The organism is Burkholderia sp. BCC0398 (genome assembly GCF_902833245.1).
In the GTDB taxonomy this organism is placed as follows: domain Bacteria; phylum Pseudomonadota; class Gammaproteobacteria; order Burkholderiales; family Burkholderiaceae; genus Burkholderia; species Burkholderia sola.
Genome location: NZ_CADFEM010000004.1, coordinates 252149 through 270153, shown reverse-complemented (window position 1 = coordinate 270153; position 18005 = coordinate 252149). Strand labels below are relative to the sequence as shown.

The 18005-nt window shown below is 67.2% G+C and carries 16 protein-coding genes; 3 read left to right on the top strand and 13 right to left on the bottom strand.

All coding sequences use genetic code 11. The annotated features are described in order from the left end of the window. Positions 1–79: 79 nt before the first annotated feature. The 3 genes from HWX76_RS10455 to HWX76_RS10445 form a co-directional block, all read right to left on the bottom strand. Positions 80–2230, bottom strand: a complete 2151-nt coding sequence (locus HWX76_RS10455) for a hypothetical protein (protein ID WP_176015779.1) — start codon at positions 2228–2230, stop codon at positions 80–82. Between the two features lie 504 nt (positions 2231–2734). Continuing rightward, positions 2735–3121, bottom strand: coding sequence for an ester cyclase (locus tag HWX76_RS10450; RefSeq protein ID WP_050012839.1), 387 nt, complete (start codon positions 3119–3121; stop codon positions 2735–2737). A gap of 46 nt (positions 3122–3167) precedes the next feature. Then, on the bottom strand, positions 3168–4064 hold the full coding sequence (locus HWX76_RS10445) for a LysR substrate-binding domain-containing protein (protein WP_050012838.1): 897 nt from the start codon (positions 4062–4064) through the stop codon (positions 3168–3170). A 499-nt stretch (positions 4065–4563) separates the two neighbouring features. On the opposite strand from HWX76_RS10445, the gene HWX76_RS10440 reads away from it, so the two are divergent. The 3 genes from HWX76_RS10440 (at position 4564) to HWX76_RS10430 (ending at position 7517) form a co-directional block, all read left to right on the top strand. Beyond that, the gene (locus HWX76_RS10440) at positions 4564–5424 is read left to right on the top strand and encodes a peptidoglycan DD-metalloendopeptidase family protein (protein ID WP_124631059.1); all 861 of its coding nucleotides are present in this window, start codon (positions 4564–4566) and stop codon (positions 5422–5424) included. A gap of 208 nt (positions 5425–5632) precedes the next feature. Further along, positions 5633–6532, top strand: a complete 900-nt coding sequence (gene bla, locus HWX76_RS10435) for a class A beta-lactamase (RefSeq protein WP_124653227.1) — start codon at positions 5633–5635, stop codon at positions 6530–6532. Between the two features lie 112 nt (positions 6533–6644). After that, positions 6645–7517 carry a LysR substrate-binding domain-containing protein gene (locus tag HWX76_RS10430; protein ID WP_050012835.1) on the top strand — a complete coding sequence of 291 codons (873 nt, stop codon included), beginning with the start codon at positions 6645–6647 and terminating at the stop codon, positions 7515–7517. Between the two features lie 25 nt (positions 7518–7542). Here the strand turns inward: HWX76_RS10430 and HWX76_RS10425 are convergent, their stop codons facing one another. From HWX76_RS10425 to HWX76_RS10380, 10 genes are all read right to left on the bottom strand, one after another. Further along, positions 7543–7878: a hypothetical protein gene (locus HWX76_RS10425; protein ID WP_050012834.1), complete on the bottom strand. Its 336-nt coding sequence runs from the start codon at positions 7876–7878 to the stop codon at positions 7543–7545. A 364-nt stretch (positions 7879–8242) separates the two neighbouring features. Next, positions 8243–8497: a GlsB/YeaQ/YmgE family stress response membrane protein gene (locus HWX76_RS10420; protein WP_050012833.1), complete on the bottom strand. Its 255-nt coding sequence runs from the start codon at positions 8495–8497 to the stop codon at positions 8243–8245. Between the two features lie 169 nt (positions 8498–8666). Continuing rightward, the gene (locus HWX76_RS10415) at positions 8667–9611 is read right to left on the bottom strand and encodes a fimbrial protein (RefSeq protein WP_244137960.1); all 945 of its coding nucleotides are present in this window, start codon (positions 9609–9611) and stop codon (positions 8667–8669) included. Between the two features lie 63 nt (positions 9612–9674). Beyond that, on the bottom strand, positions 9675–12272 hold the full coding sequence (locus tag HWX76_RS10410) for a fimbria/pilus outer membrane usher protein (protein ID WP_124631062.1): 2598 nt from the start codon (positions 12270–12272) through the stop codon (positions 9675–9677). Positions 12273–12482: 210 nt separating this feature from the next. Further along, entirely contained in the window at positions 12483–13223 is a 741-nt protein-coding gene (locus HWX76_RS10405) for a fimbria/pilus periplasmic chaperone (protein ID WP_124639126.1), read from the bottom strand. A gap of 111 nt (positions 13224–13334) precedes the next feature. Further along, a complete protein-coding gene (locus HWX76_RS10400; RefSeq protein ID WP_089489451.1) occupies positions 13335–13886 on the bottom strand; it encodes a fimbrial protein in 552 nt (183 codons plus the stop codon). 366 nt (positions 13887–14252) lie between these two features. After that, on the bottom strand, positions 14253–15029 hold the full coding sequence (locus HWX76_RS10395) for an ABC transporter ATP-binding protein (RefSeq protein ID WP_089489450.1): 777 nt from the start codon (positions 15027–15029) through the stop codon (positions 14253–14255). Continuing rightward, the gene (locus HWX76_RS10390; RefSeq protein ID WP_089489449.1) at positions 15026–15943 is read right to left on the bottom strand and encodes an ABC transporter ATP-binding protein; all 918 of its coding nucleotides are present in this window, start codon (positions 15941–15943) and stop codon (positions 15026–15028) included. The genes HWX76_RS10395 and HWX76_RS10390 overlap by 4 nt, the downstream gene beginning before the upstream one ends. 1 nt (position 15944) lies before the next feature. Next, a complete protein-coding gene (gene nikC, locus HWX76_RS10385) occupies positions 15945–16859 on the bottom strand; it encodes a nickel transporter permease (protein WP_050012826.1) in 915 nt (304 codons plus the stop codon). A gap of 67 nt (positions 16860–16926) precedes the next feature. Then, positions 16927–17997 carry an ABC transporter permease gene (locus HWX76_RS10380; RefSeq protein ID WP_176015777.1) on the bottom strand — a complete coding sequence of 357 codons (1071 nt, stop codon included), beginning with the start codon at positions 17995–17997 and terminating at the stop codon, positions 16927–16929. Positions 17998–18005 lie beyond the last annotated feature (8 nt).

Here is an 18005-nt window from a genome sequence, read left to right as displayed (position 1 = left end):
GGGCCCGGGCACTGCATGATCCCGAAGCCGGCTTCGGCAACCGGCTTCGGGAAGGGGCGCGGGAGCGCGGTCTTGTCGCTTACGCCGGATCGGCGTACCTCAGCGTCCACCCGACCGTGCGGGTCGCGCCTGCGCCGAGCGCGAACGGTTTCGTCGTGCATGCGAAGTTCGAATGCAGCTGCCCGATCGGCGTCGTCGACAGCGGATTCGTCGTGCCGTTCGCGGTGTCGAAGGCGGACAGCGCGCAGTTGTCGAACCCGGATGCCGCATAGCGCGTCGCCGCGCTGTTTGCGTACGTTACCGACACGCCGTCGCCGTTGGCCTGCGTCGACGCGAAATCCGCGAACGACGTGAAGTCCGTCTCGACCGCGAGGTTGCCCGCGAGCGTGCCCGAACTCAGCGTATCGCTGCGCGAAATCGTGCCGTGCGCGAACGTCAGCACCGTGTGCACCTGCAGGTCGAGATCCGTCGTGTACGCGGTGTTCTTCGACGCGACGCGGAACTTCGTCGTATCGAACGACACGATCACCTGGCCGTTGCTTTGCTGCACGTTCAGGTTCTTGTAGTACGTGACGGGAATGTAGGTCTTCGCGTTGTACGTCACCTGCGGCACCAGCAGCGCATAGCCGAGGTCGGTCGTGCCGTAGATCAGCTTGTCCGAGAACGGCACCGGGTAATACGGCGTGTACGCGTCGTAGTCGGGCGCCTGGCTGAGGTTCAGGTTGATCACGCGCCGGCCGTCGCGCACGGTGAGCAGCGCGGCGCTGTACGGATGCGCGGCATCGCCCGGCTGGTTGTACCAGGTGAGCGTGTAGCGCGGCAGCGCGTCGAGCCACGCGCGGTAGTCCGCATCGGCCATCGGCGCCTGGCCGCCGAAGCCGAGCTTGTTCCACCATGCGTTCACGTACAGGTACTGGTGCAGCAGGCTGAAGTTCTCGCCCATCACGCGCGGCTTGCCGCGATACGTGTCGGTGCCGCGGCCCTTGACCCACATGTTCACCGACGGCGTCGGCAGCGACGGGTCGTACCAGTACGTGTCGAAACGACGCGCGGCCTGATAGATGAATGCATACGCAACCTGTTTCTCGCGATCGGTCAGCACGCCGGCATTGGCCGCGGCCGTCAGCACCTCCATGAACGCGGAATCGCCGTACGGGCCGATCGAGCGGCCGTAGTTGAAGCCCTGGCCGTCGGCGTTCAGCTGCGGCAGGATCAGGTCGACCGACTTGCGCAGATAGCCCTTCAGCTCCGGCGTCAGATTCGCTTCGTTGCCCATCTCGAACGTGCGCTCGACCACTTCGCCGATCAGCAGCGTGCTGTAGCGGTCGAAGCGCGCCTGGTCGTAGTAGGTCGTGTGCGTGTTCGATGCTTCGTCGGAGAACCCGCCCGACGAGTCGTTGCGGATGTGGTTCGTCAGCGTGTACAGCAGCGCGTCGCGTGCGCTCATCGTCGCGACCGCCGGATCGGTCTTCGATGCGAACGACGGGCTGCTCCAGCCGAGCTTCTGGCGCAGCCCGGCAATGCCGTAGGACACCGCATAGTAGTTCTGCGCGGTGTTGAGCGACGCGATGTCGATCGGCGTGCCGGCGGCCGGGCAGGTCGTGGTCTTGCCGCTCGCATCGGGGCCGAACATGTCGCAGAACGTGAGCCGCTGCTGCAGCGTCGCCAGCAGCGCATCGCTGAAGACTTCGTTGAGCATGCCGTGCGCCTTCAGGTTGTTCAGCGCGACGAGGTAGTAGTACTCGCCCCACGAGGTATTCGCATACGCGTAGTTGCCGCCCGACTGCGCCATCATCGCGGTCGTGATCGTCCGGTACGTCGCGAGGTAGCTCGCGTATTGCGGGTCGTTCTTCGCCTTCATGTCGATCAGGATGTAGGACAGGCCGAGCGCGAGCTTGCCGGGCAGGAATTTGTCGCCGGTGTTCGTGTCGAGCACGTGGACGGGCGTGCCGTCGCCGAGATCCATCACCACCTGCGTGAAATCGGGCGATTTCCGGATCAGGTCGAACAGCGCGCGCATCTGGCCCATCATCGTGAGCGGGATGTTCGTGCCGGCCGGCACGCGGGTGTCGGGCGCGCCGTAGACGAGCGCCTGGAGCGAGTTCGCTGCGAGCGCGGGCGGGGTGGACGTAGGGGGCGACGACGGCGTGTCGGTCACGTCGTTGCCGCCGCACGCGCTGACGAGCACGACGGAAAGGGCGCCGAGCGTGAATCTGCTGCGCGGATGCATGGTGTCTCCAATTTTGAATAGTGATGAAGCACGGGCACGTGTCGCCGATGCCGCGCTCGGTACCCATACCGGGCGTCCGCCTTGCAAACCCTGATCCTTGAAGACGGACGGCCTGAATCGCAAATCGAGCAGGCAAGCGTTCCCCCTGCACGGGCCGTGACCGGCGTCGCGCTCGAGCATTGGAAAACGTTTTCCAAATTTAGGCATCGATCGGCGCGATGTCAATGAACTTTCACGTCGGATGCGCCGGTAGAAACCCGAATGGAGGAAGCCGGGGCGTGCGAGAGGGGAATCGGAATTACGCGTAAATCGTCGGGATGTTTATCTTGATGATCGCGTGGTCATCGTGCGAAAGAAAAGCTTTGAAGCGGTGAGGGCGAGCATGGGCGGGAAACGGGTTCTCGGTGCATGAAGAGAGAAAACGTTATCTATAAGAATCGGAATGCAGTAAGCCGCTCCCGGCCGCCCGCCGCCGCATGCGCCGACCCGCCGTTTCGACGACGTTCAAAGCTGCTTCTCGATCGCCGCCTTGTCGATCACCGACCACACCTGGCGGATCTTGCCGTCGTGAAACTCGTAGAACACGTTTTCGGCGAACGTGACCTTGCGGCCGTCGACGGCGAGCCCCATGAACGTTCCTTTCGGCGAACACGCGAAGCGAAGGCGGCACGCGACGCGCGGCGGCTCGCACACGAGCAGCCGGATGTCGAAGCGCAGATCGGGAATGTCGCGGAAGTCCTGCTCCAGCATCGCGCGGTAACCGGCGAGGCCGAGCGGCCGGTCGTTGTGGATCACGTCGTCGGACACGTATTCGCCGAGCGCCGTCCAGTCCTGCCGGTTCAGGCAGTCGATATACGCGCGATAGCGGGTGGCGAGATCGGTATCGGTCATGGCGATGTCTCCGTAGGTCGATGGGACGAATCGAATGCGGCGCGCGTTACGGCGGCGGCGCGTCGCCCGACAGGAACGCGACGAACTCGCGCGTGTACTTCGGCAGTGCGTCGAACGACCGCGCGCAGAGCGTCAGTTTCCGATGGCTCCACGGATCGGACAACTCGACGAGCCGCACGTCCATCGTCTGCATCGCGCGCTCGGCCGCATGCCGCGACACGATGCCGATGCCCACGCCGCTCGCGATCATGCGGCAGATCGCGTCGAAGCTCTTCAACTGCACGCGATAGCGGATCCGCTTGCCGAGCGCGCGCGCCTGGTCCGCGAGATGCACCTGCAGCGCGCTGCCGTCGGTGAGGCCGATGAAGTCTTCGCCGGCGATGTCGTCGAACGCGACCGCGCCGTACGACGCGAGCGGATGGGTGGCCGGCACGACGACGATCAGCCAGTCTTCGCGGAACGGCTTCTGTTCGAGGCCGCCGAGCCCGACCGAATCGGCGACGATGCCGACCTCGGCCGTCTTGTTGCGGATCGCATGCACGATCTCCTGGCTCGAGCGTTCCTCGACGCTGATCGACAGCTTCGGATGGTGCGGCAGGTAATCGGCCAGCGCATCGGGCAGGTATTCGCTCAGCGACGCGGTGTTGCACAGCAACCGGATATGGCCGCGCAGCCCCTGGCCGTATTGCTGCAGTTCGCCCCGCATGTGATCGATCTGCTGCAGCACGGTGCGCGCGTGGTGTTCGAGCGCGCGGCCCGCGTCGGTGGCCTGCGCGCCGGACTTGGTCCGGTGCAGCAGCGGCACGCCCAGCTCGTCCTCCATCCCGCGAATGCGCTCGCTCGCGGCCTGTAGCGTGATGTGCGTTCGCTCGGCGCCGCCCGTGATCGTGCCGGCTTCGCAGATGTTCAGGAAGAGCCGCAGGTCGGTCAGGTCGAAGCGCATGATGGGCGGAGGGATGGCTCGGGGAATGGCCGATAAGTTAGCAGGAACCGCGGCGGCGGTCTCAGGGCCAGCCTGAGACCCGGTTCGCCGCTTCCGCATTTTCGGGGCGCGATCGACGCCCGATCATGGACGCACATCAACCGCGGAGCCTGTCATGCAGATCGATTCGTCGTGGGGCGTGTCGTTCAAGATCGCGCTGCATCTGCTGTTCCTGTGTATCGGCGTCGCGTGGGCCGGTGCCGAATTCGTCGCATGGTTGCGATGAATGTCGTCGTGCGACTATCGAAACAAATGAACCATAGTTTTTTGCGACGAAAATTCTTCCGTTTTTCTGCGCCCAGACCATCAAGTTTTTCCGGATCGGACCGTATTACCGGTAGCGAATGCCGGCCGGCATCCGGTCCGTGATCGTTTGTCATCATTGTTTGCATCCGGTTACACGTCGGCCGTTCCGTTTTTGAGATGCTTGAAAGATTGTCAAACCGGAGTCGGATCGTCCATGAAAACGCGCGAGATTCACCGCAAGGCGGCGTGGCTGTCGGGCCTGGCCGCCGTGCTCGTCATGGCCGGTTGTGCAAATACGCAGTCCGTTCCGCCGAGCGACACGCTGGCGGCGCAGCCCTCTGATTCGAGCTCGTCCGCCGCGGCGCCGCCGGCCGCGCCGATGCCGGCCGCGCCGATTCTCGTCGCGCGGAAATATATCGTGAAACGCGGCGACACGCTGACGGGCATCGCCACCGCGAACGATTGCAGCGTGGCCGACTTGCGCACCTGGAACAAGCTGGCCACGAACGGCAGGCTGCGCATGGGGCAGGTGCTGCGGATCGTCAAGCAGCAGCCGCTGCCGCCCGCGGGCGCGGCCGGCACGCAGGTCGTCGCGAGCAATGGCGCGGCGGGTAATCAGGGAACTGCGCCGGCCACGTCGCCGGCCAGCGCGTCGACCGCGAACGACCGTCAGGTCGTCAAGGAAACGAAGCGTCATGCGGGCGGCGTCGCGCTCAAGTGGCCGGCGACCGGCAAGATCGTCGAAGGGTTCCGGCCCGGGCAGAACCGCGGCATCCAGATTGCCGGCCGGCCGGGCGACCCGGTCCGCGCCGCGGCAGATGGGCGCGTGATGTACGCGGGCACCGGCCTGAACGATTACGGCAGCCTGATTATCGTCCAGCACAACGCGGATTTCCTGACCGCCTATGCGCACAACCGCAAGCTGCTCGTGAAGACGGGCGACATCGTGCATCAGGGCGATGCGATCGCCGAGATGGGCGACCTCGACAACTCGCGCGTCGCGCTGCTGTTCGAGGTGCGACGCGACGGCAAGCCGGTGAATCCGATGCCGTACCTGCCTTCGTCGCAAGGGTGAAGTCGGGCCGTTTCGCTGGAACGCGGCGGCGGTCGCTGCTACGCTAGGTGTTCATGCGAATCCCGCCAGCGCGCGGGGCCGACGGGCGTCTTTCGGGGATGCGCGGCGAATGCCGTCGCGGGCCGGCCGTCGGCGTGGACGGTCGCGCGTCGCCGACGCGCGACAGTGTCGCTTCGCGCCACCGTTTCCGACAGAACAGACCGCATTCATGGAACACTCTCCGACACGCCGCTCGCTGTTGCTTGCCGCCGTTGCCGCGCCGTTCGTTGCCGCGTGCACGTCCGCGCCGGTCGCCGACCAGGGGCGCGCCCATACCGCGCACGCCGAACTCGCCGCGCTCGAAAAAGCCTCGAACGGGCGGCTCGGCGTCGCCGCGCTCGATACATCGAACGGCGTGCGCATCGCGCACCATGCGCGCGAGCGCTTCCCGCTGTGCGGCACGTATGCGGTCATGGCCGCTGCCGCGATGCTCGCGCGCGGCTCGCTCGACGCATCGCTGCTGCCGCGCCGCATCCTGTATCGCCGCTACGAAATCGTGTCCGGCTCGCCGATTACGGAGAGCCACGTCGACACCGGCATGACGATCGCGCAGCTGTGCGCGGCGATGCTGCAGTCGGGCGACAAGGGCGCGGGCAACCTGCTGATGGGCGTACTCGGCGGCCCGCAGGCCGTCACGGCGTTCGCGCGCGAAAGCGGCGACACCACCTTCCGTCTCGATCATTGGGAACCCGAACTCAACAAGGCGGCGCCCGGCGACGAGCGCGACACGTCGACGCCGGTCGCGATGGTCGACACGCTGCAGCGGCTGTTGCTCGGCGACACGCTGCGCGAACCGCAGCGCGCGCAACTGACCGAATGGATGGTCGGCGGCGCACGCGGCGCGACCGGCATCGCGGCGGGCGTGCCGCCCGGCTGGCGTGTCGCCGACAAGGCCGGTACCGGCGGCTTCGGCACGACGACCGACATCGCGGTGCTGTGGCCGCCGTCGCGCGCGCCGATCGTGATGGCCGTATCGTTCACGCAGCCGCAGGCCGATGCCGCGGCGCGCGCGGACGTCGTTGCATCGGCGGCGCGCATCGCGGCGGGCGCGCTCGCCGCGACGGCCTGAGTCCCCGGCGTCTCGCGCGAAGCCGGCGTTTGGCTTATCGTGTCGGTCAGCGCGCGCCGGCGTCGGCGCGCGGTCCTTCCGCGTCGTTTTCCGTTCCCGTTTCCCGTTCGCCATGCGCCGACTTCCGCCTCTGCACGCGCTGCAGATCTTCTCGACGGTGGCTCGCCACCGCAGCTTCACGCGCGCGGCCGAGCAGCTGTGCATCACGCAGGGCGCGGTGAGCCGGCAGATCCAGACGCTCGAGGCGCATTACGGTTTTCCGCTGTTCAGGCGGCATGCTAAGGGCCTCACGCTGACGGCCGAGGGCGAGCAGTTGTTGCCGGTGGTCGACGAGAGCTTCGCGCGGATCGAGGACATCTCGATGAAGCTCACGCGGCAGCGCACCGATCTCGCGCTGAAGGTGCCGACCTGCGTGATGCGCTGGATGCTGCCGCGCATCATGCGCTTCCAGGGCGAACATCCCGATCTCCACGTGCAGATCACGACCGCGTGGCAGCACGTCGTCGATTTCTCGAGCGAGCCGTTCGATGCGGCGATCGTCTACGGGACGTCGCCGGGCCCGGGCGTCGTCGCGCTGCCGCTGTTCGACGAGCGGCTCACGCCCGTTTGCGCGCCCGAGTTGCGGCAGGCGTCGCCGCTCGCCGCGGTCGGCGATCTCGCGCGCCATACGCTGCTGCATCCGACGCGCGACCACCGCGACTGGCGAGCCTGGCTCGACCATGCGGGCGAGCGTGGCGTCGATCCCGCGCGCGGGCCGACGTTCGACACGCTCGATCTCGCGACGAACGCGGCGATGCAGGGCTTCGGCGTCGCGATCGGCGACGTGACGCTCGTCGACGACGACGTCAGCGCGCGCCGGCTCGAACGGCCGTTCGACATCGTGCTCGAAACGGGCGCACGCTACTTCTTCGTCTATCCCGAAAACCTCGGCAGCCAGCAGAAGATCCGCGCGTTCAGCGACTGGATCGCGCGCCACCGCGACTGACGCGCGGCGGTTCCAGCGGTGGCTTCTACTGGTAAGTCACGACGGCGATCATCGGCGCGCGCGCGTTGCCCGGACGGTCAGGTAAAACGATTGCGCGGGAGGCCTGCGTAAAGGTCGTGGTCTTGATCGTGCGCAGGCTGGCCGCGTCGACGAACGCGACATGTCCGCTCGCCGGGCGCGGGCAGTCGGGCCGCACCTGCGCATGCGCGGCGTTGGCCGTGTCGAGCGCGAACGAGCAGGGCGGCTCGACGATCATGCCGGTGAAGTGGATGATGCCGCCCGTGCCGGCGGCAAATGACGAGGACGAGGCCAGAAGCGAGGCAGCCAGGGCAAACGAGGCGGCAAACGAACGATGCTTCATGACAGGCTCCAGAGAGGAAGCGCGTCGCAGCGAGGCCGCTCGAATGGCAGTCCGTCAACGCTGCGGTGCTGTATGCGTAAACGGCAATTTCATCGAACCTCTTGAGTGAGAAACCGGAAATAACGACGACGAGCAAACGACGCCGTGTTCCTTCAATCAATTTATCTCAAAATTGAGCGGCCGCAAGTCGGGGTATTGCCGATGACGTAGGCTCGGGGGAAGCGTGCCAATGGATGCGGGATTTGCAGATAAATCGTTGAGGGCTCAACGATTCGTCCAATCCCCAGGATGACGATTCGCCAAAGGAAAACGGCCGCTCGTGTGTGACGAGCGGCCGTTTGCGTCGGAGTGAACGACGCTGAGGTCAGCTTGCGCGTTTGCGCACCGCACCCACGACGACGAGCAGCACGATCGCGCCGATGATCGATGCGATCCAGCCTGCGCCCTGGCCCGGCGCATACCAGCCCGCGGCGCGGCCGATGTAGCCGGCGACGAGCGAGCCGACGACGCCGAGCACGACCGTCATCAGGATGCCCATCTTGTCGTCGCCGGGCTTCAGTGCGCGGGCGAGGAGGCCGACGATGAGCCCGACGACCAGGGTTTCGATGAATTGCAGCATGAACGCCTCCCTATTGCTGTTGAGCTGTTGACGAAAGGAAATGGACTCGCGCGGCGCGCCGGGGTTCCCTGCGGCGGCGAACCGGCGCGCGGCGTGCCGAGTATCGCACGTCGCCGCGTCGCGCGGATGTCAGGGCCGCCGCGGCCGCGCGTCGTTCATTGCGCGTCATTCATTGATAGTCGAGCAGAACCTGCGCCGCGGCATGAACCGAACCGCCGCCGACTTTCGCACCCGTTTGCAGGTAGGACGCGCGGAGCCGAATCGAAGGCGATCCGCCGGTGGCCTGGTTGTAGTTCGTCACGGTGTGCGATTTTCGCAGCACCAGCGGCTGGCCCGTCGTGGCGTCGGCGATCTGGATCCCGATGCCGATGGCCGTGGCATCCGGGCGCAACTGCATCCCGCCGGGTGTGTCGGCGACCACGTCGTCCAGCGGGGCCAACTGGTAGCCGATCCGGTTGTAACCGGCCGGGCAGTTGTTCAACTGCACCTGAAAATCCGTCGCGCCGGCGGTCGAACCGACGCCGTTGAATTCGCGATGCTGCACGGGCGGTAGCGTGACGGTCTGGTCGGGAATCGAGCACGTTCCGTTGATGAAGCTGACCTTGGCGGCCAGGTTGACCGGGTTCGACCCGCCGAGGAGGCCGGACTTGTAGTAGATCGTGTAATAGGCGCTGGCCAAGCCCGAATTGAGCGACCCGTCCTGCGGCGGCCGGCTGTCGCGAAACAGCGTGATTTCGAGCGTGTTGCGCAGTGTCGTCTTCGTCGACGCGACGGCGACGTTACCATCGACGATCATGCGTGTCGACAGGCCTGACACGTTGGTTTCCAGGTCGGGGCCGTCGGACGCCCACACGCTTCCTTTGGGATACATCGCGATGCTCGTGATCTGGCAGGTGCTCTTGCCGCAAACGTCCTGCGGCGTGAAGTAATGACGGGCGACGACGGTGCCGGGCGTGGCGTTCCCGGGGCTGGAAAGGGTTGCCTGCCCGAACGCATTGAGGGCGGCCGCGTCGGTCGCGAATGCCGCGCATGCAAGGAGAAGCGTCGCGGCGGCCGCGACCATGCGGGATGCGCGTCGGGTAATGTCGGCGCGCGCGTCGCGCGTGCGCGCCATGCCTGCCGGGATCGTGACTCGGGTCAACGCGGGCGATTGGCGAAAGTGGGACATAGGGATTCCTTACTGAGTGTCGGCGGTCGTCGAATCGGGGCGGCACATGCTCGTCACGGTCTGGATGCCCGGCGCTTGCCGGTGGTGTTTTGCGACCGGCAGGTCGTACGCGATCCGGCAGATCGAGCCGGAATCGGCGCCCCACCGCACGGTCAGCGAGCCGCTGTCGTTGAGTCCGCGCGCGAAGATCTTGCTCGCCTGGCCGACGACGCCGACTTCCTTGCCGGTCTCGTCGTGCACGGCGGCGCCGAACGGCAGCGGCGTGCCGTCGGCCTGGCGCGCCTGAACGAGCGCGGCGCGGCCGGTGTCGGTTGCAAACCGGATGAGCGGCACCGCGCCGGCGCGCGGTGCGATCTGCCGGCTGGTTTCCTTCAACTCGACATCCATCGAGATGCCCTTCGGATCGAGCGCGACCGTATTGAGGCTGTATGGCGTCAGGTACGGCACGACCGCGTAGCCGTTGCCGTCGACCTTGACGCCCGCCGCGTTCGTGATGCGCGCGCCGGCCGCACCCGGCGCCTCGACGATCGCGAACGTCTCGGATACCGGCTGCGAGAACGTGATGCCGCCGCGGTGCGCGACGAGCGCGCCGCGTACGCCGAGCGAGCCTTGCTGGAACTCCGTGCTCGCGCCCGCGCTGGCGCTGACTTCCGCCAGGCGCGTGCGGTACGTGACGTTGGCGCTGCCGTCCGTGGTCGAATTCGTTCCGGACGCGTGGTTCGCGCTGACGCTGTACGACAGCGCATGATCTTCGCCGACCGATCCGGACAGCGTCGACTGCAGCCGGGTGCGGCCGAGCGTGTCGCGCGACACGTTGCCCGAGACGGTCATCGGGCGCTCGCGACCGAACGGGATCGTGACGCTGGCGTAATAGAGCGTGCTCATGTCGCCGCCGGCATTGCGCTGCCGCGTGGCCGTCAGGCTGTAGGACACGTTGCGGAACTGGTTCGTATAGCCGACCGAATAATTGACGTCCGAGCCGGGGCGGTTCCAGTAGTTGACGGCCGATGCCGTCGCATTGATGCGTCCACCGGTCGTGCCGAGACGCTGCGTGAGCGCCAGCGACGCGCGATGGCGCTGGCGCCAGACCGACTGGGCCGAACGGCCGTCGCGCGCGGCATCGCGCGCCTGCATCGCGTCATTGAGGCCGAAATAGCCGTCCGTCGAATAGCGATACGCGGCGAGCGCGATGTCGGTGCCGGTCGAGTCGACCGACTTCGCATAGCTGACGCGCACGCTCGAACCGCTGTAGCGCTTCGCGCCGGGGATCGTGGTGAGCGCATGCGTGACGTCCGCGCCGAACGCGCCGAACGTCGTGTTGAACGCACCGCCCAGCATCGCCGACACGTAGCCGCCGGCGAGTGTGACGCCGCCATAGGCGGTCAGCAGGTTGGTCAGGCCGCGCTGGTACGTGACCTGCGTGAACAGCGGCTGGCTCGAGCCATGAGGATTGCGCAGCGTGCCGGCGACGAAGCTGTAGCGGCCGATGCCCGGCCGCAGCGACATCGGCACGGCGGCATAAGGCACCGAGAACGAGTGCACGGAGCCGTCGGCCTCCTCGACCGATACCTGCAGGTCGCCGCCATATCCGGTCGGGTACAGGTCGTCGATTTCGAAATTGCCGGGCGCGACCGTCGTCTCGTAGATCGTCACGTCGTTCTGGCGGATCGTCACCTTCGCGTTGCTGTTCGCGATGCCGCGCACCACCGGCGCGTAGCCGCGCAGCGAGTCGGGCAGCATCCGGTCGTCGGTCGACAGGCGCACGCCGCGGAATTGCGTCGAGTCGAACAGCTCGCCCGACGTGTAGCTTTCGCCGATGACGAGCTGCGACGACAGCGACGGCAAGTCGCGTTGCAGATAGGTCGCGAGGCCCTGGTACCGGCTCTCGCCGCGCGACGACCAGGAATAGGACCCTTCGTGGCGAAAGCGCCAGGTGCCGATGTTCACGCCGCCGTTCAGGCCGAGATAGCCTTGCGTTTGCGCGGTGTGGCCGCTGGCCTTCGACGTGTAGAGGTTGAAGTTGTAGCCGAGCAGGCCGACGGTTTCGCCGGAGGTCCATTGATCGGGGCTCACGTAGCCGCGTGCCTTGCGCGCGAGCGATGCCTGCGGGATCGACAGCCGCAGCGTCTGTCGCGTGAAGTCGAATGCCGTACTGGCGCCCGGCACGACTTCGTCGAGTCGCAGGCAGGCGTCGTCGCCGTCCAGTCGCGCGACGACGTCCGGCGCGAGCTTGCCGAAATCGACGCCGACGCGCTCGAGCAGCGTGCGGTCGAAGCACGGACGCGCGTCGCCCGAATCCGGCGCGGCCACGAAGCGCACGTCGTAGCGGCCGATCCAGTCGGGACCGACATGCACGTCGGCGGTATACACCCCGGGGGCCGTCACGTTGCGCCGGGCGAAGCGCGACACGTCGAAATCCCTGCCCAGGCGATTCTGCATGAACGCGCCGTCGAACTCGACTTGCGCGAGCGTGCCTTCCGCGGCAGCCGGTGTCGTCGCGCGGCCATCGGCGGACCACGCGGCGACGCAGGCCGCCACCAGCAGATGGATCGGCTTGACGCGTGGCATGTCGGCCGCGCCGTGGCACGGCGGTCGAGTCGGGGTCATGCGTAGTACTCCACAAAGTTTCGGATCGAGCGGGCGCGTTCGGCGGGTGCAGGCGCACAGGCGTGCGCGTTGCGCGACACAGCGCTGCGGCGGCGCATGGCAAGTTCGGGGGGGGCGTGCCGGTCGTCGGGACGGCCGAAACGACGGTGGAAGAAAAGTGGTGAAGCGGCCGGCACGTGCCGTTGGTGCGTGTCGAGGGCCTCGGTCGAGTTACGGTGCGATGCCGACCGGACGTTCGATGTCGGTTGCCCGGCCCCAGTCGTTGATGCTGCCGAATTCGACCGTTGCGCCCGCGGCGGGCGCGCCGGCGAGTTCCTTGATCGGGAACCGTTGCGTGCTGCGCGGCAGCACGTAACCCATGCCGGCGTCGTGTTTGCGTCCGGCCGACTTCAGCAGCACGTTGCCGAAATTGACGACGAACGGTGTCGGATTGCTTGCCTCGAGCGCATAGCCTCCGTCGATGCGAACCACGCGCCAGTCGAGCTGCATCGGTGCGTCGTCCACATTGCCGGCCAGCCCGGCGGGGCGATACATGATCTTGATGCGTGAGCGGAACGCCAGTTGGATGCGGTTGCGATCCTCTGCCGCGGACGCCTTCGGCGGCACTTCGAGCACGTTCAGCCAGAACAGCGATTCCCGATCGGCAGGAAGCGGTTCGCCGGTATGCACGAGACGCAGCGCCTGGCCGTTGCCGGCTTCCATCCGGAAGATCGACGGCGTCAGCGTGAACGGCACGTCGATGTTCTCGGGCAGCGCGCGGCTGTCGCCGTCGTCGAGCCACGCCTGCACCAGCGCCGGACGCTTGCTGTCGTTCGTGAGCTGGATCGTGACTTCGCGCTCGCTGGACGGGAAGATGACGCGCGTGCCGGCGATCACGACGCTCGCATCGGCTTGCGACGCGAATGCGGTGACGGCGAGGGCCAGCGTACGGAGGAGCTTCGACAGTTTCATGGGCGTGCGGACTCGGATCGTTGGGGCAGGGAGCAGACGGATGCGGCGGTTTCCGCGCCGCACGGCGTGACGCTTGGAGATCGCCGGGGCGGCGACCTCCAGGTCTCGTCCTTACTGGTAGATCAGCGAGTACTCGACACGCGACTTGACGTCGCCGGCCTTCACGGCGCCCGAGGCGTAGTATTCGGCGAAGTAGTTCAGCTTCGCCTTGCCGTCGGCATCGATGGTGGCCATCTCGGTGCTCGCGCCGGTTTGCGCGCCGACCGGAATCAGCTTCTGCTGCGAATCCAGCACGTTGATCTGGACGCCTTCGGCGGCCTTGGCGCCCGTGTCGATCGTCAGTCGGCCGCTCGACTGATCGACGTTCGTGCCGTTTTCGAACATGACGCCGACCTTCACCGGGTTGCCATCGCCGACCGCGCAGCCCTTGAGCGCCAGCGAGAACGCGCTGCGACCGGCGACGGAGCCGACATCGGCGAGCGCGGTGGTGCTGACCGGCGGCAGCGGGACGGAGAGATCCGAACCGCCCTCGACGCTGCATGTCGACGCGATGACGTTGCCGTAGAAGTTGACGGTGCCGTCCGCCGCGTAGGCCGCGGACGAACCGGCTGCGCTCGCGACGGCGAGCAGGAACGGGATTGCGCTGCGCTTGATGATTCGCATATTTTAATCTCCAAATAAACTTCGGTTTTCGAAAGCGCGGGTTGAATTTAAATCTCAGAATGGCGCGTTTCGGATGAAATTATGCGATTTGCGTAAGGATTTTGTAATTTGACTGGTACGAATGGATTAGGATTTCTTCTAGTACACGTACTAATTTTTGACGAAGCCGGCAGGAGGGGCTCGCGTGGGCGGGCATGCCGATGCCGGAAATCGGTCGAGGGGCCGATTTCGGTGGTCGCGCTATTCGAAGCGGGCTGGAACTGGAATGACCGGCCGACGGAGCATGACGGCGGCCGGCCTGTCGCGTCGCGTTCGGGTCATGTCATGCGACGCGCGCAGGGTCGTACTTTCGCCGAGCGCCGCGCGTCAGGCCGCCGGCGCGTCGATCGCCGGGTCCAGACGGCGGTAGCCTTCGGTCGCGTTCAGCAGCGTGCGCGTGTAGTCGCGCGCCACCTGCCCGGCGCGCACGTCCTCGATCCGGAGCTGCTCGACGATCTCGCCATGCTGCATCACCGCGACCCGCTGGCACAGGAAGCCGATCACCGCGAGGTTGTGGCTCACGAGGATCATCGTCAGGTTGCGCTCGCGATGCAGGCGGCGCAGCAGGTTCAGGATCTCGGCCTGTACCGACACGTCGAGCGCGGAGGTCGGTTCGTCGAGCAGCAGCACGCGCGGCTCGACGATCAGCGCGCGCGCGATCGCGACACGCTGGCGCTGGCCGCCCGACAACTGGTGCGGATAGCGGAAGCGGAACGCCGGGCCGAGCCCGACTTCGGACAATGCGCGGGCGATGCGTGCGTCGGGTTCGTCGATGCCGTGGATCGACAGCGGCTCGCGCAGCGTCTGGTCGACCGTGAAGCGCGGATGCAGCGACGCGTACGGATCCTGGAACACCATCTGCACGTAACGGCGAAACGCACGATCGGGCGTGCCGCCCACCGGCCGTCCGTCGATCGACAGGCTGCCGGACGCGAGCGGCACGAGACCCGTCAGCGCGCGCAGCAGCGTCGACTTGCCGGAACCCGATTCGCCGACGAGCCCGAACACTTCGCCGTCGCGCACCGCGAAGCTCGCGTCGCGCACGGCGTCGACATGGCCCGTGCGGGTCGGAAAACGGATCGATGCGTGATCGACGTCGATCATCGTGCGGCCTCTTGCGGTACATGAGCGGTCGGCGCGGGTGCAGCGGCGTCGAGCCACGCCGGATCGCGCTGCAACACCGGCAATTCATCGGGCGGGTTCGCGAGCGGCGGGTTCGCCGCGAGCAGCCCGCGCGTATAGGGATGAGATGCGTCGCGCAGGTCGCGCGCGGCGCAGGTCTCGACCACGCGGCCGGCATACATCACCGCGACGCGATCGCAGAACGACATCACGAGCGGCAGGTCGTGGCTGATGAACATCAGGCCCGTGCCGTGCCGCGCGATCATCGCGTCGAGCACCGCGAGCACCTGCATCGACACCGCGACGTCGAGTGCGGAGGTCGGCTCGTCGGCGATCAGCAGGCGCGGGCCGGTCGACACCATCATCGCGATCATCACGCGCTGGCCCATGCCGCCGGACAGCTCGTGCGGATACGCATCGGCGACGCGCGCCGGGTCGCGGATCTGCACGGCCGCGAGCGCGTCGACGATCCGCTCGCGCAGCGCGCGGCCGCGCAGGTTCGGCTCGTGCCGCCGGAACGCTTCGCCCATCTGCTTCGCGACCGTCATCACCGGGTTCAGCGAATACTTCGGATCCTGCAGGATCATCCCCATCTGGCTGCCGCACAGGCGCCGGCGTTCGCGCGGCGACATCGCGAGCAGGTCGTGGCCCGCGAAGCGCATCGTGCGGGCCGAGCAGCGTGCGGCGTCGGGCAGCAGGCCGAGCAGCGCGCGGCCGGTCAGCGACTTGCCGGAGCCCGATTCACCGACGATGCCGAGCCGTTCGCCGGGCGCAAGCGTCAGCGACAGGTCGCGCACCGCGTCGGTGACGACGCCGTCGTGGCCGCGAAAGCCGATCTTCAGGCCGTCGATCTCGCAGAGCGGTGCGGCCGGCGCGGCGGTGGAATTCATTGGCATGTCACGCTCCATGACGCGGATCGAAGACGTCGCGCAGCCCGTCGCCGAGCAGGTTGAACGCGAGGCTCACGAGCAGGATCGCGATGCCGGGCAGCGTCGCGACCCACCATGCGTCGAGCAGCACGTTGCGGCCCGACGCGACCATGAAGCCCCACTCGGGGCTCGGCGGCTGCGCGCCGAGGCCGAGAAAGCCGAGGCCCGCGACGGTCAGGATGATGCCGGCCATGTCGAGCGTCGCGCGCACGATCACCGACGACATGCACAGCGGCATGATGTAGCGCAGCAGGATGCGCGGGCCCGACGCGCCTTGCAGTCGCGCCGCGTGGATGTAGTCGGCCTGCGCGATGCGGATCGTCTCCGCGCGCGCGAGCCGCGCGTAGGCCGGCCACGCGGTGATCGAGATCGCGACGACCGCGTTGATCACGCCGGGCCCGAGGGCGGCCGCGAACGCGAGCGCGAGCACGATCTTCGGGAACGCGAGCGCGATGTCGGTGATGCGCATCAGCACGCTGTCGACGAAGCCGCCGCAATAGCCGGCCGTCGTGCCGATCAACAGGCCGATCGGCACGACGATCACGACGACGAGCAGCGCGATGCCGAGCGTCAGGCGCGACCCGGCGATCAGCCGCGACAGGATGTCCCGGCCGAGCTGGTCGGTGCCGAGCCAGTGCGATGCGGAGCCGGGCGGCAGCAGCCGGTCGGACAGCACCTGGCGCAGCGGATCGTGCGGCATGATCAGCGGGCCGACGATAGCGACGACGATCAGCGCGACCAGGATCGCGAGCCCGAACAGGTTGAGCGGATTCGTGGCGAACCGGCGCCAGCGGCGGTACGCGAGGCCGAACGCGGCTTGCGAGCGCGACGCGGGCGCATCGGACAGCAGCCACGCGCGCAATGTGAGACGCTCGGCATTCATGATTGGACGACCTTCGGCATCGGCGATGAAAAAAGCGGGGTGAAAGCGGTCATGTCGGGGCGGTCCTTTAGCGTGCACGCGGATCGAACACGCGGTACAGCGCATCGGTCAGCAGGTTGACGGTGATGAACATCGCGCCGATCACGAGCGTCGCGCCGAGCACCGCGTTCATGTCGGCGTTCAGCAGCGCGCTGGTCAGGTATGAGCCGAGCCCCGGCCACGCAAACACGATCTCGGTCAGCACCGAGCCTTCGAGCAGGTTGCTGTACGTGAGCGCGATCACGGTCAGCAGCGGCACCGCGATGTTGCCGAACGCATGCCGCCAGATCACGCGCCGCTCCGAGAGGCCCTTCGCGCGCGCGGTGACGATGTATTCCTGGCTCAACTGGTCGAGCATGAACGAGCGCGTCATCCGGCTCAGGTATGCGACCGAGTAGTAGCCGAGGATCGCGGCCGGCAGCGCGATGTGCGACACCGCGTTGCGGAACACGTCCCACTCGCCGGCGAGCGCCGCGTCGAGCAACAGGCTGCCCGTGCGCGGGTCGACCATTCCGTCGTACACGGGATCGAGCCGGCCGGGCCCGCCGACCCAGTGCAGCCGCGCATAGAACAGCAGCAGCCCCATCAGCCCGAGCCAGAACACCGGCACCGAATTGCCGATCAGCCCGACGAAGCGCGCGATGTGATCGATCGGGCGGTTGTGCTTCACCGCGGCCGCGACGCCGAGCGGCACGCCGATCGCGATGCCGATCAACGTCGCGATCGTCGCGAGTTCGAGCGTGGCCGGAAACACGCGCCTGATGTCGTCGAGCACCGGGTTCGCGGTCAGCAGCGACATGCCGAGATTGCCGTGCAGCACGTCGCGCGCGTAGATCAGGAACTGCGTGACGAGCGGCTTGTCGAGGCCGAGTGCGATGCGCTCGGCCGCGTACGCTTCGGCGGACGCGCGATCGCCGAGAATCGCGAGCACGGGATCGATCGGCACCTTGCGGCCGATCACGAACGTCAGCGCGAGCAACCCCGCGAACGTGACGGCGAGCGTGAGCGCCCAGCGCACCACGCGCAGCGCCCAGCGTACGGCCGGGCGCCGCGCGGGCAGCGTGCGCAGTGCTTCGAGGGAGGAGGCGGGAGTCGACATGCGGCGAT